At 65.3% G+C, this 23,175-nt stretch carries 26 protein-coding genes; 18 read left to right on the top strand and 8 right to left on the bottom strand.

Going from position 1 to position 23,175, the window contains the following annotated elements; all coding sequences use genetic code 11:
* Positions 1-134: 134 nt before the first annotated feature.
* Complete coding sequence (locus KUW00_RS17000) at positions 135-944, bottom strand: TlpA family protein disulfide reductase (RefSeq protein ID WP_222569676.1); 810 nt, start codon at positions 942-944, stop codon at positions 135-137.
* Positions 945-1,113: 169 nt separating this feature from the next.
* Between KUW00_RS17000 and KUW00_RS16995 the strand changes: the two genes are divergently transcribed.
* Positions 1,114-1,386 carry a hypothetical protein gene (locus KUW00_RS16995; RefSeq protein ID WP_045994222.1) on the top strand — a complete coding sequence of 91 codons (273 nt, stop codon included), beginning with the start codon at positions 1,114-1,116 and terminating at the stop codon, positions 1,384-1,386.
* A 9-nt stretch (positions 1,387-1,395) separates the two neighbouring features.
* Here the strand turns inward: KUW00_RS16995 and KUW00_RS16990 are convergent, their stop codons facing one another.
* Positions 1,396-1,815 carry a glyoxalase/bleomycin resistance/dioxygenase family protein gene (locus KUW00_RS16990; protein ID WP_045994223.1) on the bottom strand — a complete coding sequence of 140 codons (420 nt, stop codon included), beginning with the start codon at positions 1,813-1,815 and terminating at the stop codon, positions 1,396-1,398.
* A 411-nt stretch (positions 1,816-2,226) separates the two neighbouring features.
* On the opposite strand from KUW00_RS16990, the gene phnC reads away from it, so the two are divergent.
* The 15 genes from phnC to nhaC all read left to right on the top strand — a co-directional run bounded on the left by phnC (position 2,227) and on the right by nhaC (position 15,960).
* Positions 2,227-3,096 (top strand): phosphonate ABC transporter ATP-binding protein, encoded by an 870-nt coding sequence (phnC, locus tag KUW00_RS16985; protein ID WP_045994224.1) that lies wholly within the window; start codon positions 2,227-2,229, stop codon positions 3,094-3,096.
* 58 nt (positions 3,097-3,154) lie between these two features.
* Positions 3,155-4,186: a phosphonate ABC transporter substrate-binding protein gene (phnD, locus tag KUW00_RS16980; RefSeq protein ID WP_045994225.1), complete on the top strand. Its 1,032-nt coding sequence runs from the start codon at positions 3,155-3,157 to the stop codon at positions 4,184-4,186.
* 90 nt (positions 4,187-4,276) lie between these two features.
* A complete protein-coding gene (gene phnE / locus KUW00_RS16975) occupies positions 4,277-5,071 on the top strand; it encodes a phosphonate ABC transporter, permease protein PhnE (RefSeq protein WP_045994226.1) in 795 nt (264 codons plus the stop codon).
* A 91-nt stretch (positions 5,072-5,162) separates the two neighbouring features.
* Complete coding sequence (phnF, locus tag KUW00_RS16970; protein WP_083970561.1) at positions 5,163-5,930, top strand: phosphonate metabolism transcriptional regulator PhnF; 768 nt, start codon at positions 5,163-5,165, stop codon at positions 5,928-5,930.
* On the top strand, positions 5,927-6,370 hold the full coding sequence (gene phnG / locus KUW00_RS16965; protein ID WP_239452594.1) for a phosphonate C-P lyase system protein PhnG: 444 nt from the start codon (positions 5,927-5,929) through the stop codon (positions 6,368-6,370). The genes phnF and phnG overlap by 4 nt, the downstream gene beginning before the upstream one ends.
* Before the next feature lie 2 nt (positions 6,371-6,372).
* Positions 6,373-7,056 carry a phosphonate C-P lyase system protein PhnH gene (gene phnH / locus KUW00_RS16960; RefSeq protein WP_083970564.1) on the top strand — a complete coding sequence of 228 codons (684 nt, stop codon included), beginning with the start codon at positions 6,373-6,375 and terminating at the stop codon, positions 7,054-7,056.
* A complete protein-coding gene (locus tag KUW00_RS16955; protein WP_083970562.1) occupies positions 7,056-8,270 on the top strand; it encodes a carbon-phosphorus lyase complex subunit PhnI in 1,215 nt (404 codons plus the stop codon). The genes phnH and KUW00_RS16955 overlap by 1 nt, the downstream gene beginning before the upstream one ends.
* Complete coding sequence (locus KUW00_RS16950) at positions 8,267-9,115, top strand: alpha-D-ribose 1-methylphosphonate 5-phosphate C-P-lyase PhnJ (protein ID WP_045994227.1); 849 nt, start codon at positions 8,267-8,269, stop codon at positions 9,113-9,115. The genes KUW00_RS16955 and KUW00_RS16950 overlap by 4 nt, the downstream gene beginning before the upstream one ends.
* Complete coding sequence (phnK, locus tag KUW00_RS16945; protein WP_045994228.1) at positions 9,112-9,933, top strand: phosphonate C-P lyase system protein PhnK; 822 nt, start codon at positions 9,112-9,114, stop codon at positions 9,931-9,933. The genes KUW00_RS16950 and phnK overlap by 4 nt, the downstream gene beginning before the upstream one ends.
* Before the next feature lie 23 nt (positions 9,934-9,956).
* On the top strand, positions 9,957-10,730 hold the full coding sequence (phnL, locus tag KUW00_RS16940) for a phosphonate C-P lyase system protein PhnL (protein ID WP_083970563.1): 774 nt from the start codon (positions 9,957-9,959) through the stop codon (positions 10,728-10,730).
* On the top strand, positions 10,727-11,872 hold the full coding sequence (locus tag KUW00_RS16935) for an alpha-D-ribose 1-methylphosphonate 5-triphosphate diphosphatase (RefSeq protein WP_045994229.1): 1,146 nt from the start codon (positions 10,727-10,729) through the stop codon (positions 11,870-11,872). Before phnL ends, KUW00_RS16935 begins: the two co-directional genes overlap by 4 nt.
* Complete coding sequence (phnN, locus tag KUW00_RS16930) at positions 11,872-12,414, top strand: ribose 1,5-bisphosphokinase (protein ID WP_045994230.1); 543 nt, start codon at positions 11,872-11,874, stop codon at positions 12,412-12,414. The genes KUW00_RS16935 and phnN overlap by 1 nt, the downstream gene beginning before the upstream one ends.
* A gap of 119 nt (positions 12,415-12,533) precedes the next feature.
* The gene (gene phnP / locus KUW00_RS16925) at positions 12,534-13,313 is read left to right on the top strand and encodes a phosphonate metabolism protein PhnP (RefSeq protein WP_045994231.1); all 780 of its coding nucleotides are present in this window, start codon (positions 12,534-12,536) and stop codon (positions 13,311-13,313) included.
* Positions 13,314-13,541: 228 nt separating this feature from the next.
* A complete protein-coding gene (locus KUW00_RS16920) occupies positions 13,542-14,273 on the top strand; it encodes a DapH/DapD/GlmU-related protein (protein WP_083970507.1) in 732 nt (243 codons plus the stop codon).
* A 247-nt stretch (positions 14,274-14,520) separates the two neighbouring features.
* Positions 14,521-15,960 carry a Na+/H+ antiporter NhaC gene (nhaC, locus tag KUW00_RS16915; RefSeq protein WP_204248967.1) on the top strand — a complete coding sequence of 480 codons (1,440 nt, stop codon included), beginning with the start codon at positions 14,521-14,523 and terminating at the stop codon, positions 15,958-15,960.
* 99 nt (positions 15,961-16,059) lie between these two features.
* Here nhaC and KUW00_RS16910 read toward each other — a convergent pair whose 3' ends face one another.
* The 6 genes from KUW00_RS16910 to KUW00_RS16885 form a co-directional block, all read right to left on the bottom strand.
* Complete coding sequence (locus KUW00_RS16910) at positions 16,060-16,392, bottom strand: zinc ribbon domain-containing protein (protein WP_045993676.1); 333 nt, start codon at positions 16,390-16,392, stop codon at positions 16,060-16,062.
* A 14-nt stretch (positions 16,393-16,406) separates the two neighbouring features.
* Positions 16,407-17,663 (bottom strand): formamidase, encoded by a 1,257-nt coding sequence (fmdA, locus tag KUW00_RS16905; RefSeq protein WP_045993675.1) that lies wholly within the window; start codon positions 17,661-17,663, stop codon positions 16,407-16,409.
* Positions 17,664-17,912: 249 nt separating this feature from the next.
* On the bottom strand, positions 17,913-18,215 hold the full coding sequence (locus KUW00_RS16900; protein ID WP_045993674.1) for a helix-turn-helix domain-containing protein: 303 nt from the start codon (positions 18,213-18,215) through the stop codon (positions 17,913-17,915).
* Positions 18,216-18,224: 9 nt separating this feature from the next.
* On the bottom strand, positions 18,225-18,566 hold the full coding sequence (locus KUW00_RS16895) for a type II toxin-antitoxin system RelE/ParE family toxin (RefSeq protein WP_045993673.1): 342 nt from the start codon (positions 18,564-18,566) through the stop codon (positions 18,225-18,227).
* 335 nt (positions 18,567-18,901) lie between these two features.
* Positions 18,902-19,711: a 2,5-didehydrogluconate reductase DkgB gene (gene dkgB, locus KUW00_RS16890; protein ID WP_222569675.1), complete on the bottom strand. Its 810-nt coding sequence runs from the start codon at positions 19,709-19,711 to the stop codon at positions 18,902-18,904.
* Between the two features lie 237 nt (positions 19,712-19,948).
* Positions 19,949-21,130 carry an MFS transporter gene (locus KUW00_RS16885; RefSeq protein ID WP_222569674.1) on the bottom strand — a complete coding sequence of 394 codons (1,182 nt, stop codon included), beginning with the start codon at positions 21,128-21,130 and terminating at the stop codon, positions 19,949-19,951.
* A 177-nt stretch (positions 21,131-21,307) separates the two neighbouring features.
* On the opposite strand from KUW00_RS16885, the gene KUW00_RS16880 reads away from it, so the two are divergent.
* Positions 21,308-22,192 (top strand): LysR family transcriptional regulator, encoded by an 885-nt coding sequence (locus tag KUW00_RS16880; RefSeq protein ID WP_222569673.1) that lies wholly within the window; start codon positions 21,308-21,310, stop codon positions 22,190-22,192.
* Between the two features lie 128 nt (positions 22,193-22,320).
* A complete protein-coding gene (locus tag KUW00_RS16875; protein WP_222569672.1) occupies positions 22,321-23,166 on the top strand; it encodes an HNH endonuclease in 846 nt (281 codons plus the stop codon).
* Positions 23,167-23,175 lie beyond the last annotated feature (9 nt).

The following is a 23,175-nucleotide window of genomic DNA, read 5'->3' as shown; positions in this document are numbered from 1 at the left end:
GGCCGTGAGGTGGGGGATTCAGGCTACGTCAGTGCAGGAAAAGACAGGTTGGGCGGGCCGAGGCGGGGTGTCCCCCTCGGCCCTGAGACTGCGGGTGCGGTTCACCTGCAGTATGTGCTCAGGTTGGCAAAGTTTCAGCGCGCCAGCCAGTCGTCCAGCAGAGGCAGGGTCAGCTCCCCCACATGGCGCTCGAGCAGCTTCCCTTCGGCGTCGAACAGCAGTGTCGTGGGTAGCCCGGGAGATTGACTCGCTGCCAGCAGTTGCTGGCGCGGGTCGAGCAGGGGGTAGCGAAAGTCCAGGCCGGCCTCGTCCAGGTAGCGCGCGACCTGAACCAGCGGCTCGCCCTGATTGGCCACGACCACGGTGACGTCGTCGCGTTGGTCGATGTCGGCCAACAACGGCATCTCGCGCCGGCAAGGCGGGCACCAGGTAGCCCATAGATTGATGATCAGCGGCTTGCCGGTGGGGCCGCCTGCCAGCGAGGCCAGTTCGATGGGGGCGCCATCGACGTCTTCCAGGGTCAGCTCTGGCACGCGTTGTGGCGCCGGATTTGCCGACAGCGGCGCCCAGCTGACCAGCGCCAGCCAGGCAAGCGAGGCGACCAGCGTCAGACCCAGGGCACCGAGCAGGGCGCCGAGGCGATCACGCAGTGACCACAGGGTCCACAGGGCGGCGGCGACCAGCCCCCAGACCCCGCTGTAGCCGGGCAGCCACAGTTTGATGATATCCAGCCAGTTGTCCTGATAGGCGGCCCAGTGCGGCAGCACGTGCCCGAGGCGAGCGCCGACCAGCCAGGCCAGCATCAGGCCGTTGAACCAGCGACCGTGGCGGCGGCGGGGCAGGCCCATCAGGAAGGCGCTGGCGGCCAGCAGCAGCAGGGTGACGACGAGGGCGTAGAGACGCGGCAGGCTCACTAGCACCGGACCGATGGCGATGGCATCCATGGATGGGGCGAACTCCATTGGGGAAACGCGAAAGCACGAAAATGCGCAGGCGAGCAGGTACACTTGGTGGGCTCGATCCGGCAAGGCTACTGCGCCCGATGCGCGCTGTCATCTCGAGCCGCCTGCCGGGCCATCGGTTTTCGAGCCATCTCTCTGATCAGGATCTGTGATGTCACCACCCAAGACCTTCGACCCCCTGCGCGCCCTGGCCATCGGCAGCCAGGCCCTCGGCTTCGTGATGATCTTTGTGCTCGGCACCACCCTGGACCACCCGCGCCCGTGGCAGGGGCTCACCCTGGGGCTGATGCTGGTGGTGGCGTTGGTAGTAGCGATCGTCCGGCGCTACCGCAACAACCGCCTGCAGAAGTTCCGTGACGAACGGCGCCAGCGGCTGTTGGGTGATGATGAGGGCGATGACGAGGGGGACGAGGGACATGACTGACCAACAGCGTCAGGCCCGGACCTCTCGGGTCGATGAGGCGCAGCGGGCCGGATCGATGGCGGTAAGCCTCAGCCAGTGCCCCTCCGGCATCCGGCACAGCACCACCCGAAAGGCGCACTGACGCGAGGTGCTGTTGTCTCCCTCCCAGCTCTGTACAAAGCCGCACTCGTGTCCGCAGTCTTCCAGGCGTCGACGCAGCGCAGGAAAGCTGGCGGCGTCGACCTCGAGATTCAGTGTTCTCGGCGGCGTCGGGGTGTGGCTCGCCAGCAACATCAGCACCTGGGTGTTCTCGCCGCCCCCCAATTCCAGGGTCACCCCAGTGTCGCTGGCGACCAGCACCCGAAGGCCCAGTGTCGTCTCGAAGAACCGACGCATTCCCGCCAGGTCGCTGACCTCCAGGGCGCCCGGCTCCAGACTGAGATGCTGCATGACATGCCTCCGTGGGATCATGTGTCGGATTCAGTCTGGCGCCGAAGCCGCCGGTTTTCCCTTCAAGCCTGTTTATGGCCTCTATCGCCTGGCGCTATGGGCGTGGCGATTGGCCGCTTGCGGGTGCCTCCTTGCAGCCCTTTCCAGGGCGTCTTGTCCAACTTCCTTTTCGTACAAGTGGACGACGTCTTCGTCGACAGGTCGCCCTGCCTGAGTATGACGAATCGGCGGCAATGACGTGACCGCTGCATGACAGCCAACCCCAACTCCTTGTTTTTTATACCTCTGGCGAGGTAATGCCGGAGCGCTTGCTCCGTGTGCAGGGAAATTTGTCATCTCAATGACATTGTCTAGACAACTGGCCTTCATCTTTGATGTCCAGACTGGCGCCATTCCTAGAGGAGAGGCGTCATGTCCATTCCCACCATCATCGTCGAGCGGCTCAACAAGAACTTCGGCCATAGCCGAGTGCTCGAGGATGTCAGTTTCGAGATCACCCCGGGGGAGATCGTTGCGCTGATCGGCCCATCCGGCTCCGGCAAGTCCACCCTGATGCGTCATCTGGTCGGACTGACCTGCTGCAACCGTGATCGCGGTGGCCGAGTCAGCCTGCTGGGGCGCGAGATCCAGGCCAGCGGTCGCCTTCGCCGGGCCAGCCGTGGCCAGCGCTGCCGGGTCGGCTACATCTTCCAGCAGTTCAACCTGGTCAATCGCCTCAGCGTGCTGACCAATGTGCTGATTGGCCAGCTCGGGCGCATGCCGCGGGCGCGGGCGCTGCTCGGTCGTTTCAGCGACGAGGAACGCCAACGGGCCCTCAAGTGCCTGGCTCGGGTCGGCCTCGAGGGCATGGCCTACCAGCGTGCCAACACCCTTTCCGGCGGTCAGCAGCAGCGGGTGGCCATCGCCCGGGTGCTGATGCAGGACGCCGACGTCATCCTCGCCGACGAGCCCATCGCCTCGCTGGACCCGCGCAGCGCCCGGGAGGTGATGGAGATCCTCGAGCGGATTCACGCCGAGGATGGCCGCACCGTGGTCATCACCCTGCATCAGGTCGATATCGCCCGGCGCTACTGCCACCGGGCCATCGCGCTCAAGGATGGGCGCCTGTACTTCGACGGCAAGACCTCCGAGCTGACCGACGCACGCCTCAAGACCCTGTACGAGAACGCCGGCCTCGACGAGCTGCGTGCCGGCAGTCAACCCGACCTGCCGTCACCGCTGCGTGAGCCGAGCTACACCCAGGCCCAGACGGCTGTGTCGGCGCAGGTCGTCCATAGCTGAGCCACCACATCCTGCGACACCTGTTCCCACAACGACCGATAACCTTCAGGAGAATCCCATGTCTCTCGCATCCTTTCGTCGCCTGTCGCTGCCATTGATCGCCGGTATCGGCCTCGCCGCCAGTGCCCAGCTGGCCGCCGCCGAGACCGAGACCCTCAAGTTCGGCATCATCTCCACCGAGGCCAGCCAGAATCTGGCGCCGCTGTGGGACCCGTTCCTGGCCGATATGTCCGAGCAGATCGGCATGGAGGTCGAGCCCTTCTTCGCCACCGACTACGCCGCGGTGATCCAGGCCATGCGCTTTGATCAGATCGACCTGGCCTGGTACGGCAACAAGTCGGCCATGGAAGCCGTCGATCGTGCCGACGGCGAGATCTTCGCCCAGACCGTGGCGGCCAACGGAGCCCCGGGCTACTGGAGTCTGATGATCACCCACAAGGACAGCGACATCGAAAGCGTCGATGACGTCCTGGCCAACGCCTCCGAGCTGGTGTTCGGCAACGGCGATCCCAACTCCACCTCCGGCTATCTGGTGCCGGGCTACTACGTCTTCGCCAAGAACGGTGTCGACGCCTCGTCAGCCTTCAAGCGCACCCTGAACTCCAGCCACGAGACCAACGCCCTGGCGGTGGCCAATCAGCAGGTCGACGTGGCCACCTTCAATACCGAAGGCATGGAGCGTCTGGAAGTGACCGCGCCGGACAAGGCCGAGCAGCTGCGGGTGATCTGGAAGTCGCCGCTGATCCCGTCCGACCCGCTGGTGTGGCGCGGCGACCTGGACGACGCCACCAAGGAAAAGCTGCGTGAGTTCTTCCTGAACTACGGCGATGACGCCGAAGAGCAGCAGATTCTCGAGCCGCTGCAGTGGTCTGGCTTCGATGCCTCCGACAACGACCAGCTGTTGCCGATCCGTCAGCTGGCGCTGTTCAAGGAGCGCTCCGAGGTGGCAAAGGACGAAAGCCTGGACGAAGGCGATCGCGAGGCCCGACTGGCCGAGATCGACAGCCAGCTCGACGATCTCGATGCGCGCATGAAGGAAGTGCAGGCCGCCGAGGCGATGCCCGAGGATGCCGCCACCAACGCCGGCTGATGTGACGCCAGGCCGCGCCGGGACGAAGGCCCGGCGCGGCCTGGACCGCTCACGCTGTCACCGCTTTCTCAAGTTCCCCCAGGAAAACGCATGACCACCCAGACACAACTTTCCGGCATCAGCCTGCCGCCCAAGCGTAGCTGGACCACCCTGGCGCTGTGGGGCGTCGGCCTGGCGGTGCTGGCCTGGTCCTGGCAGGGCGTCGAGATGCGCCCGAGCCTGCTGGTGACCAACGCCGACAATATGGCGACCCTGGCCGGCGACTTCTTTCCCCCGGCCTTCGGCAACCTCGGCCACTACATCGAGCAGATGCTGGTGACCATCCAGATCGCCATCTGGGGCACCCTGCTGGCCATCCTGGTCGCCATTCCTGCGAGCCTTCTGTGCTCCGAGAATCTGGTGCCCTGGTGGGTCTACCAGCCGGTGCGCCGACTGATGGACGCCACCCGTGCCATCAACGAGCTGGTATTCGCCATGCTGTTCGTGGTGGCGGTGGGGCTTGGGCCTTTCGCCGGAACCCTGGCGCTGTTCATCCACACCACCGGGGTGCTGGCCAAGCTGTTTTCCGAAGCGGTGGAAGCCGCCGAGGCCGGGCCCATGGAAGGCATTCGGGTCACCGGAGCAGGGCGCATCGAGGAGATCGTGTTCGGTCTGATTCCCCAGGTGCTGCCGCTGTGGATCTCGGTGAGCCTGTATCGCTTCGAGTCCAACATCCGCTCGGCCACGGTGCTCGGCATGGTCGGTGGCGGCGGTATCGGGGTGGCGCTGTGGGAGACCATGCGCGGATTCCAGTACGCCGAGACGGCCACCATCATGCTGGTGATCATCATCGCCGTGACGGCGCTGGACATGGCCTCGCAGTTCGTACGCAAGCGCTTCATCTAGGCTGACACAGCAGAGCCGAGTAAGCAGACCAGAACGGCTGGTCTGCCGGTGGCTTCGGCCACCACCCGATACCTTCTTTTTTGGAGCGAAGATGTCTAGACAAGTGACCGAGGCAGGCAGCCCGCCGCGCTATCGCCAGTTGGCCGATGTCCTCTCGCGCGAAGTCCGGGCGCAGTACTCTCCCGGCGATCTGCTGCCCAGCGAAGCGGCGCTGTCCAGGCGCTTCGGCGTCAACCGCCACACCGTACGCCGGGCGCTGGACGAACTGGTGGCCGCCGGCATGGTGACCCGTCACCAGGGCCGTGGCACCCAGGTGGTGGACCGCCGCCTGGACTATGCGGTCAACGCCGCCAGCAAGGTCACCCACAACCTGGCGGAACTGGGCCTGGCCACCGAGACCTGCTGCCTGACCCAGGGCCTGGCGGTGCCGCCGGAGGCCATCGCCCAGCGCTTTGCGCGTGGGCCGGGCGAGAGCCTTCTGTGTGTCGACACCATGCGCCATGTCGACCGGGCCCCGCTGTTGCGGCTGCGCCACTGGTTCGACCCCGAACGGGTGCCGGGCTGGCTAGATCGCTATCGCGGTGGTTCGACCCGGGCGCTGCTGGACCAGCACTACGGGCTGCGCCTGAGGCGCTCCCGGGTGCGCCTGGAAGCGGTCCAGGCCGACGCCGACGACAGCCGCATGCTGCAGTGCGCCCGCCTGGCGCCGCTGGTGGTGCTGACCAGTGACAACGTCGACGCCGATGGTCGTCTGGTGGAGATCTCCGTCAGTCGGGCACGGGCCGATCGGCTGGCCTATCACTTCGACTTTCCCGCGGACGAGCGTCCGCAGTCCCACGACGACGAGGGCTTCTCATGACACCGACCATGACCCCGACGCAACGTCATCGCCTGCTCGCGTTGACTCCTTTCGACCGTCTTGCGCAAGGCTGGCAGTCCCTGGGCATCCAGGCGAGCCACCGCTGCGTGCGTGGCCCCGAGACCGGCATGGCGATGGTCCGTGGCCGCATGGGCGGCAGTGGATCGGCCTTCAACCTGGGCGAGATGACCCTGACCCGGGCCAGCGTCGCCCTCGATGACGGCACCCTTGGCCATGGCTGGGTGCGTGGTCGCGACAAGGCCCACGCCGAGCTGATCGCCCTGGTCGACGCCTGCGCTCACCACGACCACTGGGCCAGGCGTATCGACAGCGAACTGATGGCACCGCTCGAGCAGGCACTCGATGAGCAGCGCAACCAGGCCTCGCAGACCGCCGCCGCCACCCGCGTCGACTTCTTCACCATGGTAAGGGGCGAATGAACATGACCCAGCAGACCTCCGAGGCCGTCCGGCCCCACGACTGGCCGGGACTCGTCGATCCCGTTCACGACAGCCAGCGGCTGTTTCGTCAGCTGCTCAGCGCCATGTCCGAGCCCGGCACTCTGACCGAGCTTGTCTTGCCGGAGCTGCCGGCCGGCGCGGCGATCTCGCCCGCCGCCTGGGGCGCGCTGCTGGCACTGTGCGACCTCGATACCCGGGTGTGGGTGGACCAGGAGCTGGCTGGCGCCAACCTTGCCGCCGCCCTGGCCTTCCACACCGGGGCGCGACTGACCGACGACCCGGCCCAGGCCGACTTCGCCCTGGTGACCCCCGACACCCTGTCCCGGGAGGACGGCTTCGCGCTGGGCTCGGACGCCTGGCCCGATCGCAGCACCACGCTGATCGTGACGGTCGAGGCACTTGCGCAGGGCGAGGACTGGTGGTTATCCGGTCCCGGGGTACCCGGTCAGCGCGGCCTTGCGCTGGGTAACGCCGAGCGCGTGCTGCCGTTGATGCGTGTGCTCGCCGCCAATCGTGCCCACTTCCCCCGGGGGCTGGACGCCTTTATCAGCAGCGGGACGCGACTCACTGCCATCGCCCGCAGCACCCGTCTGTCGGGAGCTGGCTTGTCCGGAGCTGGATTGGCGGAAACAGACGACGCCGAACATCAAGAGGAGACCGCCTGATGTATGTCGCCGTGAAAGGAGGCGAGAAGGCCATCGCCAATGCCCATCGCTGGATGGCCGATCGTCGTCGTGGAGAGCGCGACCAGCGCGAACTCGAGGTGTCCCAGGTCCAGCAACAGCTGGGGCTGGCGGTGGACAGGGTGATGGCCGAGGCCTCGCTGTACGATCCCGAGCTCGCCGCCCTGGCGCTCAAGCAGGCCAGCGGCGACACCGTCGAGGCGGTGTTTCTGCTGCGCGCCTATCGCACCACCTTGCCGAGGCTGGCCGAGACCCTGCCGGTGGATACCGGCGCCATGTGCATAGAGCGTCGCATCAGCGCCACCTTCAAGGACGTGCCCGGCGGCCAGGTGCTGGGCCCGACCTACGACTACACCCACCGGCTGCTCGACTTCATGCTGCTGGCCGGCGAGGAGGTCGAGAACGCCACACCGGCGCCGCCGCGTGCCGAGGAAGGTCTCGAGGCCTGCCCCCAGATCCTCGACTGTCTCAACCATGAAGGCCTGATCGAGCGGGAAGAGGACGATGGCAGCGAGCCCTACGACATCACCCGCGATCCCCCCGACTTTCCGGTGGATCGCGCCACCCGGCTGCAGATGCTGGCGCGTGGCGACGAGGGCTACCTGCTGGCGCTGGGCTATTCGACCCAGCGGGGCTACGGGCGCAACCACCCCTTCGCCGGCGAGATCCGCCAGGGTGCGGTGGAGGTCGAGATCGAGGTCGAGGGCTTCGACGGACCGGTGTGCGTCGGCGAGATCGCCATGAGCGAGTGCCAGATGATCAACCAGTTCGCCGGCAGCGGTGACACCGCCCCCCAGTTCACCCGGGGCTACGGCCTGGCCTTCGGCCGCAACGAGCGCAAGACCATGGCCATGGCGCTGGTCGACCGCGCCCTGCGCGCCGATGAGCTTGGCGAGCCGATCCAGAGCCCGGCCCAGCAGGCCGAGTTCGTGCTGGCCCACGCCGACAGCGTCGAGGCCTCGGGCTTCGTCTCGCACCTGAAGCTGCCGCACTACGTCGACTTCCAGTCGGAGCTTGAGCTGATTCGCCGCCTGCGTCGTGAGCACGCCGAGCGTACCGCCGCCACAGCCGAGGCCGTGTCCGACACCCAAGCCGCCAGCGCACGTCCTGCACCAGGCGATGGCGACAAGGCCGATCCCGAAAAAGCCCAGACCGCGAACGCCCAGGCCAAGAACGTCCAGGAGAACGTCCGATGAACACCGCCATCGACAGCGGCTACAACTTCGCCTACCTGGACGAGCAGACCAAGCGCATGATCCGTCGCGCCCTGCTCAAGGCGGTGGCGATCCCCGGCTACCAGGTGCCCTTCGGCGGGCGCGAGATGCCGATGCCCTACGGCTGGGGCACCGGTGGCATGCAGCTGACCGCCAGCGTGCTGGGCGCCGACGACACCCTCAAGGTGATCGACCAGGGCGCCGACGACACCACCAACGCGGTCAGCATCCGCGCCTTCTTCGAGCGCGTCGCCGGGGTCGAGACCACCACCGCCACGGCAGAGGCCAGCGTGATCCAGACCCGTCACCGGATTCCCGAGAAGACCCTGCGCGCCGACCAGATCCTGATCTTCCAGGTGCCGATCCCCGAGCCGCTGCGCTTTATCGAGCCCAGCGAGGAGGAGACCCGGGTCATGCACGCCCTCGAGGAGTACGGGGTGATGCACGTCAAGCTCTACGAGGACATCGCCCACCACGGCCATATCGCCACTACCTACGCCTACCCGGTGAAGGTCGACGGACGCTACGTGATGGACCCCTCGCCGATTCCCAAGTTCGACAACCCCAAGCTGCACATGAGCGAGGCGCTGATGCTGTTCGGCGCCGGCCGCGAGAAGCGCCTCTACGCGATTCCGCCACACACCCGGGTGGAGAGCCTCGACTTCGAGGACCACCCCTTCGAGATCCAGGCCTGGGACGAGCCCTGCGCCATCTGCGGGGCCACCGACAGCTACCTGGACGAGGTCATCATCGATGATCAGGGCGCACGCATGTTCGTGTGCTCGGATACCGACTACTGCAACTCCCGCAGCGAGGAGAAGGCATGAAGCGCCCACAGCTTGAACGTCCCGCCCTGCTCGAGGCCCGCGCCATCCAGCGCCTGTACGGCCCCGGCAAGGGCTGCGAGGAGATCGATTTCACCCTGCACCAGGGCGAGGTGCTGGGCATCGTCGGCGAGTCCGGCTCGGGCAAGTCGACCCTGTTGCGGGTGCTCTCCGGGCTCGAGGCGCCGGATCGCGGTCAGGTGGTCTATCACGCCGGGGAAGCCGGCTCGGTCGGCGGCTCCCCCGGCAAGGACGAGGCGCTCGACCTCTACGCCATCAGCGAGGCACGCCGCCGCGCCCTGCTGCGCATGGAGTGGGGCCTGGTCCATCAGAACCCCCGGGACGGCCTGCGCCTGGGCGTCTCCGCCGGGGCCAACGTCGGTGAACGACTGATGGCGCTGGGCCAGCGTCACTATGGCGAACTGCGCGCCGCCGGACAGGACTGGATGGGCCGGGTCGAGCTCGACCCCGCGCGCATCGACGACGCGCCCCAGACCTTTTCCGGTGGCATGCAGCAGCGCCTGCAGATCGCCCGCACCCTGGTGACCCAGCCGAGGCTGGTGTTCATGGACGAGCCCACCGGCGGCCTCGACGTCTCGGTCCAGGCGCGGCTTCTGGACATGCTGCGCACCCTGACCCGGGAGCTCGGCCTGTCGGTGATCCTGGTCACCCACGACCTGGCGGTGGCCAGGCTGCTGGCCCACCGCCTGATGGTGATGCGCCGGGGCAGGGTGGTGGAGGCCGGGCTGACCGATCAGATCCTCGACGATCCACAGCATCCCTACACCCAGCTGCTGGTGTCCTCGGTGCTGACGCCATGAATTCGCTTGCTCAGGAGTCCAAGATGACGTCCCCCTTTCTTACCGCCCGGCGGCTCGACAAGACCTTCGTGCTGCACGCCCAGGGCGGCCAGGCGCTGCCGGTGATGCGCGGTCTCGATCTGTCCCTGTCGCCGGGCGAGTGCCTGGTGCTGGCCGGGCGCAGCGGCATCGGCAAGAGCACCCTGTTGAAGATGGTCAACGGCAATTACCGGGTCAGCGGCGGGCAGCTGACGCTGCACTTCGAAGATGGCGAGCTGGAGCTGTCGGCGCTGCCGGCCCATGCCTGGCACCTGCTGCGGCGCGACGTGATCGGTTACGTCAGCCAGTTTCTGCGGGTGGTGCCCCGGGTCTCGGCCCGGGAGGTGGTGATGGAGCCGCTGCTGGCCCGGGGCTGTGACGTGTCCGAGGCCCGCGCCCGTGCCGAGGCCCTGCTGGCGCGGCTCAACCTGCCCGAGCGGCTGTGGGAGCTGGCGCCAGGCACCTTCTCCGGCGGTGAGCAGCAGCGGGTCAATATCGCCCGTGGCTTTATCGCCGAACACCCGCTGTTGCTGCTCGACGAGCCCACGGCGTCGCTGGACGCCGCCAACCGCGAGGTGGTGGTGCAGTTGATCGAGGAGGCCAAGGCCCGTGGCACCGCCATGCTCGGCATCTTCCACGACGAGGAGGTGCGCGAGCGGGTCGCCGATCGCCTGCTTGAGCTGGAAGGGCATATGCTGCTTGGTGGCACCGACGCTGACCGCACCGCGTCAGACCATACCTCATTTCGTCAGACCGACTCCGGGGAGTCCCTTTCATGAACCAGGATCAGATTCTGACCAACGCCAGGCTGGTGCTCGACGACGAGGTGGTGCACGGCAGCCTGGTGATCAAGGACGGCGTGATCAAGGCGCTGGAACGTGGCCCGGTGTCGCTCCCGGGGGTGACCGACTGCCAGGGCGATATCCTGATGCCCGGCATGATCGAGCTGCACACCGACAATATGGAAAAGTACTTCCAGCCAAGGCCCAAGGTGTCCTGGCCGGGCCGCCAGGCGGCGCTGGCCCACGACGCCCAGATGGCCGCCAGCGGCATCACCACGGTGTTCGACGCAGTGTCGATCGGTGACGTCGACGAGCAGAGCATGCGCCACGGGGCCCTCGACGAGATGGTCTCCTCGCTGGCTGCGATCAACGACAACGGCATGGCCCGGGTCGACCACCGTCTGCACCTGCGCTGCGAGGTGTGCCACCCGGATACTCTGGCGCGTTTCAAGAGCTTCATGGACTCGCCGCTGCTGGGGCTGGTGTCGCTGATGGATCACTCGCCGGGCCAGCGCCAGTTCGCCAGCCTTGACGCCTACCGGGTCTACTACCAGGGCAAGTACGGCCTGGACGATGCCAGCCTCGAGGCCTTTATCGAGAAGCAGCTGGCCAACAGCGCCGCCTATTCCAGCGCCCACCGTCGCGCCATCGCCGAGCTGTGCAGCGAGCGCGGCCTGGCCCTGGCCAGCCATGACGACGCCACCGTCGCCCACGTGGCGGAAAGCCTCGAGTACGGCACCCGGGTAGCGGAGTTCCCCACCACCCGGGAGGCCGCCGAGGCCTCCCATCGTCACGGCATGGCGGTGATGATGGGCGCCCCCAACGTGGTCCGCGGCGGCTCCCACTCCGGCAATATCGCCGCGGCCGAGCTGGTGCGCCTGGGCGTGCTCGACATCCTGTCCTCCGACTACTACCCGGCGGCGCTGCTCGATGCGGTATTTCGTATCGCCGCCATGGAGGACGGCTACGACCTGCCCCGCGCGGTGGCCACGGCCTCGCGTAGGCCGGCCGAGGCCGTGGGCCTGGACGATCGCGGGCGTATCGCTCAGGGGCTGCGCGCCGATCTGGTGCGGGTGCGCGAGGTCGACGGCCATCCGCTGGTCCAGCGCGTGTGGTGCGCGGGCAGGCAGGTGCACTGATGCTGGTCTACCTGATCGGCGCCAGCGGCGTGGGCAAGGACAGCCTGCTCGACGCCGTGCGAAAGCGGCGCCCGGACCTGCTGGTGGCGCACCGCTACATCACCCGGCCAAGCGGCGTCGGCGAGGACTCGGTGGCGCTGTCGCCGGCCGAGTTCGAGGCCCGGCGGGCACGCGGCCTGTTCTGCCTTGACTGGGTCGCCCACGGGCTTCACTACGGCGTTGGCATCGAGGTGGAGGCCTGGCTCGCGGCCGGGGCCACGGTGCTGCTCAACGGCAGTCGTCGCGAGCTCGCGGCCGCCCGCGCGCGCTTCGGCGAGCGCCTCACGCCGGTGGTGGTGACCGCCCCGCCCGGGGTGCTGCGTGAGCGGCTCGCCAGGCGCGGGCGCGAGAGCGTCGATCAGATCGAGGCGCGCCTTGCGCGCCACGCCGAGGTGGAGGCCGAACTCGAGCGCTGCCATCCGGCACTGGATCGCGTCGACAACGGTGGCAGCCTGGACGAGAGCGTCCGGGCGCTGGAGGCGATCATCGCCTCCCGCCACTGACGGAGCCGGCGTCGAGCCTGTCGGCGCCGGCCTTGTGTCGATCGCCGACTACAGCGGCAGTGCGTACCACCTCACCAGCGCAAGCGGCTTGTGCCCCTTGCTTCAGCTCGGAGACTTCCATGGAGTTTCGCTTCAACGGCACCGGAGACAGCGCCCAGGTGCCTCGCTTCGGCTGCGACTGTCGCGCCTGCACTCGGGCCAGGGTGTTCACCAGCCATCAGCGTGGCCCCTGCTGCGCCGAGCTGAGCGTGGACGGCCGGCGCTACCTGCTCGACGCCGGGCGCATGGACCTGGCCCATAGCTGCGAGCTGGAGCGTCCCGCCGCCTTCTTCGTCACCCACTACCACGCCGACCATGTGCAGGGGCTGTTTCACCTGCGCTGGGGGACCGGCACGTCGATCCCGGTCTACGGCCCCAAGGACCCCAACGGCTGCGCCGATCTCTATCGCAACAGCGGCATCCTCGACTTTCAGCCGGGGCTCAAGCCGTTCAAGCCGCTGGACTTCGACGGGCTGACGGTGACCCCGGTGCCGCTCAATCACAGCAAGCCGACCCTCGGTTACTGCCTGGATGATGGCGGCACCCGCCTGGCCTACCTGACCGACACCCAGGGCTTGCCCGGCGCCACCGAGCGCTTTCTGCGCCAGTGGGACGCCGACGTCGTCGTGCTCGACGCCTGCCACCCGGCCAGCCAGCTCGAGACGCGCAACCACAACAGCATCACCCAGGCGCTGGAGATCATCACCCGGCTCGACCCGCCCCGGGCCTATCTCACCCACATCAGCCATGAACTGGACGCCGAGCGTCTGGACCAGCCGACCCCCTTGCCGCCCAAGGTGCGCATCGCCCGGGATGGCGAGACGTTGGAGGACTGGGATCGCCTGGACGCCGTCTGCTAGGGCTTGCAGGAAAAGTGTCTGCGCTCGGTAATACGGCATTAAAAATCGGCTGGTGCGACAGTCCGGTCAAAGTGCTCATTTACGCCTCGTAAACTGCGCTGTCTCACCGATTTTTGCCTTGTCTAACCATCGCTCGCCGGCTTTTCGTACTAAGCCCAGGCAAGGCGTTGCTCCAGTTGCGGCCTTGGCTTCCTTCATGCTGACTTATCTGCGAGAGCACCCCTGATCATGTCCGATATCCCCACGCCGTCTGTGTCTGACGGCTCCTTATCTTGTGACTCGCCCAGTGGCTCACCCAGAGACTCATCCAGCGCGCTGGCCCAGCCGACGTCCCCGCGTCTTTCCGAGCGGCCCAACGTCGCTACCGACGCTCGCCTGCACCACAGTGAGCTTGGGCGCTTCACCGAGGTCGGCAGTCGCTGCGTTTTCAACCATGTCAGTCTCGGCGACTACAGCTATATCGAGCGTGACGGCGACGTCATGTTCGCTACCATCGGCAAGTTCACCTCCATCGCCGCCAGCGTGCGCATCAACCCGAGCAACCACCCTTGGTGGCGGCCGACCCTGCACCACTTCAGCTATCGCCCCGGCAAGTTCGGCTTCAGCGACGAGGCCCTCGACGGCGAAGTATTCGCCTGGCGCGAGGCCGACCGGGTGGTTATCGGCCACGACGTCTGGATCGGCCACGGCGCCATCGTGCTGCCCGGCGTGACCATCGGTCACGGCGCCATCGTCGGCGCCGGCAGCGTGGTGACCAGAGACGTGCCGGCCTACCACATCGTGGTGGGCAACCCCGCCCGGGTGCTCAGGCCACGCTTCGACGACCCCACCATCGCCGAGCGCCTCGAGCGCCTGGCCTGGTGGGACTGGCCGGACGAGCGTATCAAGGCCCATCTGAAGGGCTTTCAAGGCAACGTCGAGGACTTTCTGGCCGAGGCGGAGCGGGGGACATCCAGGTAGGGACAAGAGGGGCAGGCGGTGTGGGGGAGGCTTCATGACCCCTAGTCGGTTGGACATTGACGTTATAGGGCGCCGACATACGCCAGCGACTTTGCTGAATTGAAACGATTGATGACGCTTTGATGGCAGCGTTGTGAATCGCCGCCTAGCTTTCCTGAATCGTCGGGGGGAGCGCTCGAGCAGTGGCCAGGGCTCGCAGATTCTCTCCGGCTCTGTCGGCGACCGACCCTGCTCAGGAGTGCCCCTTTTGATCCACCGCCTCTTTTCCCCAGTGCAGCGCCCCCCGACCCTGACGGAGGCGCTGGTATCGCTGATCGCCCTGGTGGTCGGCATCGGCGTATCCATCGTCGTCTACGGGCTCGATCCGCAGATTCCCATGTTGCTGGGGGTGATCGTGGCAAGTCTGGTGGCGCTGCGCTGCGGCTACCGCTGGGACGATATCCAGGAAGGCATGGTGCGAGGCATCCACAACGCCCTGCCGGCGCTGATCATCCTGATGGTGGTGGGGGTACTGATCGGGGTGTGGATTCAGGCCGGGGTGGTGCCGACGCTGATTTCCTATGGCCTCAAGCTGCTGTCGCCGACGATCTTCCTGCCGGCGGCGGTGGTCATCTGCGCCATCTCGTCGCTGGCGACCGGGTCGAGCTGGGGCACCTCCGGCACCCTGGGGGTGGCGCTGATGGGGATCGGCGGCTCGCTGGGGATTCCGCTGCCGCTGGTGGCCGGGGCGGTGCTGTCCGGGGCCTACTTCGGCGACAAGATGTCGCCTCTGTCGGATACCACCAACCTGGCACCGGCCATGGCCGGTACCGACCTGTTCACCCATATCAAGCACATGTCCTACACCACCGGGGTCAGCATTGGCCTGACCCTGGTGATCGAGATGGCGCTGAGTCTTTACTACTCGGGCACGTCCGGCGGGCTCGAGCGGGTCGAGGTGATGCAGCAGACCCTGGCGGCGCACTACGTCATCAACCCGGTGCTGCTGCTGCCGCCCTTGCTGGTGCTGTTCGTATCCTACAAGCGGCTGCCGGCGATACCCGGCATCACCCTGGGGGTCATCGCCGGTGGTCTCTGTGCGCTGGGCATGCAGGGGGCCGACTACGCTGAACTGATGCAGGTGGCCTTTGGTGGCGTGACCTCCGATACCGGTGTCGAGGCGGTGGACAGCCTGCTTAGTCGCGGCGGCCTGAACTCGATGTTCTACACCATCAGCCTGGTCATCGTGGCGATGATGTTCGGTGGGGTCATGGAGCGTACCCAGCAGCTCAGGACCATCGCCGAGACTATTCTGAAGGCGGCAAGGACCCGGGGCTCGCTGATCCTGTCCACGGTGCTGACGTCGATCGGCGCCAATGTGGTGCTGTGCGATCAGTACATGGCTATCGTCATGGGCGCACGCACCTACGCCGAGGCCTACCGAGAGCGGGGACTGGCGCCGGAGAACCTGTCCCGGGCGGTGGAGGATTCGGCCACCGTCACCGCCAATCTGGTGCCCTGGAACTCTGGCGGCGCCTACCAGGCGGCGACGCTGGGGGTCGCGACGATTGCCTATCTGCCGTTCAACTTCTTCTGCTGGCTGTCGCCGCTGGTCACCGTGCTCTACGGCTACACCGGCTGGACGATCAAGCCGCTGGCAGCACCCGAGGACGACGCCACGCCAGCGGTACCAGGCGCCAAGGAGTGAAGACAGCGCCAAGGGAGCGGTAGCGCGGCCGCCCGGCGAGAGGGGAGGCGGGACGGGGTTATCCAGTGACCGCCTCCATTGCCGCCGGTACGTCAAGGATCAGTGGCTGATCATCCAGGGGCGCGCAGACGGAAAGGTCTTGTGACCGTCGGCGGTGTAGAACAGCCTGGGCTTGTCTCGCGGTCGATGCCGGCAGCCGCCGTCCTGCTCGCTTGCGTGGTTGCCGTGGCGTGGCTCATGGGCCGCGCGTTCATTTCTGTCCATGGCCTGACGACGCTCCGGCGCCATGTCGAGCAGCCCCGGTGACACCAGCAACACCCTTGGTGCCAGGTCGCCGCACTCTGGGCAGGGCTGGGTATCGCCGCTGGCATCCATCGCGACCAGTTCATGAAACAGACCGTGCGCAGGGCACTTGTAGTCGTAGACGGGCATCTGTCAGCTCCTCCTCAATGGTCCTTGTCCGATGTCTGGTCCGAGGCCTTGTCGGGCGCCAGCGGCAGGTCCTTGCCGTCGACCTGCTTCGTCGGGCCATCGGCACCGGGCTTGATGTCGAAGTCGAAGATATCGGTGGGTAGCCAGAGCGTGGCGCAGGCGTTGGGCACGTCCACCACGCCGCTGATGTGGCCCTGGGCCGGCGCGCAGCCGAGCAACGAATAGGCCTGGGAGCGGCTGTAGCCGAACTTGGTCAGGTATTCGATTGCGTTGAGGCAGGCCTGACGGTAGGCGATGTGAACGTCGAGGTAGTGCTGCTTGCCCTGCTCGTCGACGGAGATTCCCTCGAAGATCAGGTAGTCGTCGTAGCGCGGAGCGATCTTCGACGGCTTGAAGATGGGGTTCCTGATGCCGTACTTGGCCATGCCGTCCTTGATCAGCTTGACCCTCAGGTGAATCCAGCCGGCCATCTCGATGGCGCCGCAGAAGGTGATTTCTCCATCACCCTGGCTGAAGTGCAGGTCGCCCACCGACAGTCCCGCATCCTTGACGTAGACCGGGAAGTACACCGTCGAGCCGCGAGACAGGTCCTTGATATCGCAGTTGCCGCCGTGCTCGCGTGGTGGCACCGTGCGGGCACCCTCGGCGGCGGCGCGGTCGCGGGCATCACCGTTTAGCTTTCCCATATGGGCGGTGTCGGCGTAGGGCAGGTTGACCAGGCCCGGCACACGGTCAGGGTCGCTGTCGTAGAGCGTCTTTTCGCGTCGGTTCCACTCCTCGAGCAGGGACCGGGACGGCAGGGTGCCGATCAGGCCGGGATGGATGAGTCCGGCGAACTCGACGCCAGGAATGTGGCGAGAAGAGGTCATCATGCCGTTGAAGTCCCAGATCGACTTCTGGGCCTGGGGGAAGTGCTCGGTCAGGAAACCGCCGCCGTTCTGCTTGGAGAAGAAGCCGTTGAAGCCCCACTGGCTGTCGCCAAAGGCACCGATGTCGAGGATGTCGACCACCAGCAGGTCGCCGGGCTCGGCCCCTTCGACGCCCACCGGACCCGACAGAAAGTGCACCTGGGAAAGGTCCACGTCGCGCACGTCCTCGGCGCTGTCGTCGTTGTGGATCTGGCCTCCGGTCCAGTCGTGACACTCGATGATGAAGTCGTCGCCAGGCTTGACCATGGCGGCCATGGGGATGTCCGGATGCCAGCGGTTGTGCACCTGGGCGTTGTCGTAGGGGGATTGGTGCAGATCGATCTTGATAAGAGTATCGGCCATGATGCGCGTGCTCCCGTGAAGACGATAAACGAGTGACCCCGTGGTCGACCCGTGACTTCACTATCGGAAACATTTGCTCGACTCACCATGAGGTGGGCCAGGTGATGCCTGGATTGTCACGTCTGTGGCTTCGGGAGGTATGCCGGAAAGCGATCCCACAGCTCGATCTGCGCCTTGGGCATGGCAGGCTGGAGACGAATGGCACCGAACTGGCAGGGCAGGTCGCGTCAAGGCGACACAGGTCAGGAGCTACACCGGAAAGTCGTGCTGGCTGCCATCCGCCAGCTCGATGGTCAGGCTGACCTTTCCACCGATGGCTTCGACATAGCGCTTGATGGAGCTCAAACGCACGTCCTGGCCGCCTTTTTCCAGTCCTGCGATGGTGGGTTGCTTGACGCCCAGCGCATCCGCCATCTCGCGCTGGGTCATCTCCGCCAGTTTGCGAATGTCAGCGATCCTGAGCTCGAGCAGCATGGCGTCGGCTTTCTTCCTGGCTCTTTCGACGAGCGCTGGATCTTCGCGGGAGATCAGCGTCTCCAAATCTGTGGCCATGGGGTTGCCTCATTTCAGTGAGTTCAGATGGGCTGTGTATTCGCGGTCCGCTATCGCGATCATTTCAGCGTAAAAGCGCTTGTTGCCGCTCTTGTCACCCGCGCACAGCAGAATACCTGTCCGCTGAGGATCGAAAGCGAAAAAGGCGCGTAGCGGTTTTCCCTGGCTCTGAATTCTCAGTTCCTTCATGTTGCGGTGGATTGAGCCACTGACGGTATCGGCGTATGGCCGAGTGAGAGCCGGTCCTCTTTCCTGCAGCACCAGAATGGCCGCCAGGACGTTCTCCCTATCGGCCTTTCCCAAGGAGAAGTACCACCTCTCGAAGATTTCTGTCTGCGCTATCCGCCACATGGTGGCCCTTCTCCAAATATAGCTCAATGGCTATATAGGCTAAAGCCTATTTTTTTGTAAGCTCAGATGCATCGGTCATGACGTGCGAGCCCCATGAAGACGATAAACGAGCGGTCCCGTAGTCGACCCGTGGCTTTACTATCGGAAACGATCGCCCCGTGGGCTACAAGACAGGCCATTTGCGCCTAGATTGTCAGACCCTGTGCCAAGACACCTGACGCAAGAAGCGAAAAAAGGCGCCACCTGCGGTAGTAACCTCAGGTGGCGCCTTTGGTCAGGTCTGATCGACGATCAACCCATCAAGAGATCAGCGATGGCAGCGTCGGTCTGCCGGTCTACTGGTCCCACTTCGGTGCGAAATCGGGGCTGGCGACACGCTCGCCCCTATCCAGCTTGGCGATGGCGTCCATGTCCTCCTGGGACAGCTCGAGCTTCAGCGCCTCGAGATTGCTCTTGAGGTTCTGCTCCTTGGTCGAGGAGGGGAAGGTCGGGATACCGAGCTGGTTGAGCCAGGCGATGGCGACCTGGGCCGGATTGGCGCCATGCTTCTCGGCGATGGCCTTGAGCGTCTCGTCCTCGAGCACCTTGCCCACGGCCAGCGGCATGAAGGCGGTGGGGATGATGCCGTGGCGTTCGCAGTGGGCGATCAGTTCGCGGTTCTGCAGGAAGGGGTGGACCTCGATCTGGTTGGTCAGGATCTCTCCCTGGCCGAGGATATCCACCGCCTGATCGATGTGCGCCTTGGTGAAGTTGGACACCCCAATGTGGCGCGCCTTGCCGGCGTCCTTCACTTCCTTGAGGGCGGTCAGGTAGTCGCGCATGGGGACTTCATCGTCCGGCGACGGCCAGTGGATCAGCAGCAGGTCGACGTAGCCGGTGCCCAGCTTGGACAGGCTCTCCTCGACGCTTGCCTTGAGTGATACCGGATCCAGACGATCCCACCACACCTTGGTGGTCAGGAAGATCTCGTCGCGGGGGACCGAACTCGCTTCGATGGCGGAGCCGACCTCGGCTTCGTTGCCGTAGAACTGGGCGGTATCGATATGCCGATAGCCAAGCTTCAGCGCGGTGGTGACCGCGTGACGCAGGGTGTCGCCCGTCAGGCGAAAGGTACCGAGACCGGGGTTGGGGATAGGCTGAGACATCTTGGCTCCATTGTCGTGGCGAGGCCCGCACAGCGGGACCCTGGATTCCTTTGTCACCGGCAGGCCGGTGTTTTGCCGATACGTGCTTCGATGTGTCGTTAATGACATGCGGGGAGACCCTTGCGACTTCAAGGGGTCGTCAAAAAAATTTAGCAGGCGAAGCAATGATGCGACAGCCACGAGGCTCTCCCGTTCGCTCGGTGGCTGTCGCGTGACGCGGGTCGCGGGTCGCGGGCTTCAGGCGCTGGCCAGGCGAGCGGCGCGACGCTGATCGAGCCTGCCGGACAGTCGGGTCAGCACCAGCGCCGCCAGCACGATGATGGCGCCGATCCAGGCGGTGTCGGTCAGTGCGAGGTGCGTGACCACCTGGCCTCCGACCACCGAGCCCAGCGCGATGCCGATATTGAAGGCAGCGATATTGAGCCCTGAGGCCACGTCCACCGCTTCGGGTACATAGCGCTCGGCCAGCTTGACCACGTAGACCTGCAGGCCCGGCACGTTACCGAAGGCGAAGGCGCCCCACACCAGAATCGTCAGCACCGCGGCGACCGGGTGGACGGCGCTGACGCTGAGCACCAGCAGGATGGCGACGAGTCCGGTGAAGATCAGGGTCAGGGCGGGGATGGGGCCGAGACGGTCGGCCAGCCTGCCGCCATAAAGGTTGCCGATGGCCACCGAGGCGCCGTAGACCAGCATGATCAGGCTGACCATGGACGGCGCGAAGCCGGTGGTCTGCTCGAGGATCGGGGCGAGGAAGGTGAAGGCGGTGAAGGTGCCGCCGTAGCCCAGGATGGTGATGGCGTAGACCAGCAGCAGTCGCGGATGGGTCAGTACCTTGAGTTGCTGGCCCAGCGTCGCCGGAGCCGAGCGCTTGAGGTTGGCAGGAATCAGCAGGGCGCTGCCGATCAGGGCGAGCAGGCCAAGCGCCGAGACCACCAGGAAGGTCGCGCGCCAGCCGAAAGTCTGGCCGATCCAGGTGCCCAGCGGCACGCCGGTGACCAGCGCCACGGTCAGGCCGGTGAACATGATGGCGATGGCGCTGGCTTCCTTGTCCTTGGCGACCAGGCTGGTGGCAATGGTGGAGCCGATCGAGAAGAACACGCCGTGGGCGAGGCCGGTCAGTATGCGGGCGGTGATCAGTAAACCATACCCGGGGGCCTGCCAGGCCAGTAGATTGCCGGCGATGAACAGCGTCATCAGGCCGAGCAGGACCCACTTGCGATTGAAGCGGCCGGTCAGGGCGGTCAGTACCGGTGCCCCTACCGCGACACCGGCAGCGTAGAGGCTGACCAGCAGTCCCGCAGAGGGCAGGCTGACACCCAGGTCCTGGGCGATGGTGGGCACCAGTCCGACGATGACGAACTCGGTGGTACCGATGGCGAAGGCGCTGAGGGTCAGCGCAAATAGCGCGATGGGCATCTGTTTCTCCTGTCGAGATGGCGTCGTCTCGGGAGACGACTTGACGACGCGGAGTCTGGGGGAGGAGACTTTTGCGATAAACGCGTCTAATCGAGAAATACCTTTGTCGCTATCGAGACAATTGCGCGCTAAACAGAAACGAACTCAGCAGCGCCGAACCGAACAGGAACCGCAACGATGAAGACCCGCTCAGAAGATCTGGAACTGCTGCTGGCGGTGGTCGATAGCGGCGGCTTCAGCGCCGCGGCGTCGCGTCTGGACGTCCCGGTGGCGCGGGTCTCCCGGGCGGTGCAGCGCCTGGAACAGCGCCTCGAGGTCCCGCTTTTAAACCGCACCACGCGAAGCGTCGCCCTGACCGATGAAGGCTGTCGCTTTATCGAGCAGGTGCGCGTCGGGCTCGAGCGCTTGATCGCCGCCGAAGAGTCGCTGGCGCTGGGACGCGGCGAGCCCCGCGGGCGCCTGCGGGTGGATGCCGCCAGCCCCTTCGTGCTGCACCAGCTGGTACCTCTGGTGGGAGAATTTCGTCGTCGCTATCCCGGTATCGAGCTGGAGCTCTCCGCCAGCGACGGCATCATCAATCTGCTTGAGCAGCGTGCTGACGTGGCCATTCGCATCGGTGCCCTGGCGGACTCCACTCTGCATGCCCGGTTGCTGGGGCGCTCGCGGCTGTACCTGGTGGCGAGCCCCGCCTATCTCGAGCGGGCCGGACGGCCAGCCTCGGTGGCGGAGCTGGCCGATCATCAGCTGATTGGCTTTCTCGCCCCGACAGCGCTTAATCGCTGGCCGGTGGAGGGCCTGGATGAGGAGATCACGCCCACGCTTGCGACTTCCAGCGGCGAGGTGATGCGAAACCTGTGCCTGGCCGGGGAGGGCGTCGCCTGCCATTCGAACTTTATGGTGGGCGATGATATCGCCAGCGGACGCCTTGAGGTCATCCTGCCTGACGCCATGCGCCACGGAGGTCCCCGGGAACTGGTGCAGGCGGTGTACTACCGCAATACCGCCCTGTCTGCCCGCATTCAGGCGTTTCTTGATGTCATCCAGCCCAGGCTGCGGCTGTAGTAAGGGAGCGTCGGAGCTGACTTCGTCCAGGCTTGAGATACCGCAAGGTGTTTCAGAGTAGTCCTGGCTGCACGAACGGACTTAGCGTAGAAAGAAGGTGGGGTGGATGTCTTCTAAGGGGGGAAGGGATGCCTGTTAATTTCGACAGTTTGGAGAAGGGCGAACGCTATGAGCGCCCACAACTTGCCGAGCATTGGGGATTTAAGAGCTTCCAAGCAATATCTCGAGGCGTAGTAACGCCCAAGGAAAGCAAGTTTATCGTGCTTTTCGTCACCAAGGAAAAACAAAGCGCACTCACCCAGTACCATGACCATATTGAAGGCAGTAGGCTCTACTGGGAAGGCGAGCGTAAGCACGGGTCCGACAGTCGTATCGTTAGCGCACACAGCAATGGCGATGAGATCCATCTGTTCTATCGTGATATTCACCACTCGCCGTTCGAGTACTTTGGCGAAATTTTTCTTGAAGAATTTGAGCTTCTCGAAGACTCCCCAAGTCGCTTTGTTTTCACCTTGCACGATACCGTCGAGCAAAACCCTTTCATTGATGTGGAGGCCCATAGTGAAGAACTTGAAGGCTTAGAAAGCACTGAGCGCCAAGCCATCGTTTCTAGCCGAGTGGGTCAAGGCGCTTTTCGCGCAGGAGTCATTTCACTATGGCGAGGCTGCGCAGTCACCGGTGTTAAGAAATGCGATTTTCTCAGGGCATCACATATCAAGCCATGGCGGGATAGCTCTAATACTGAACGTCTTGATCCCATGAATGGGCTGCTCCTTACTCCTACATTGGATCACCTGTTTGATGCGGGTTTCATCTCTTTCGATGATGGTGGCCAGGTGTTGATTAGTTCGGAATTGAGTGAGGATGACGCTCGATTGTTGCATGTGGATCGTGATATGAAGCTATCGAAGATTCCTGCAAGAGTGAGGCAGTATCTTCGCTATCACCGAGTTAAGGTGTTTTTCGGGGAGTAGAAAGCTCTC

Source organism: Halomonas sp. DP5N14-9, from assembly GCF_019802175.1.
In the GTDB taxonomy this organism is placed as follows: domain Bacteria; phylum Pseudomonadota; class Gammaproteobacteria; order Pseudomonadales; family Halomonadaceae; genus Halomonas; species Halomonas litopenaei.
The sequence above is the reverse complement of the archived record's forward strand: the minus strand, read 5'-3'. Positions and strand labels throughout refer to the sequence as shown.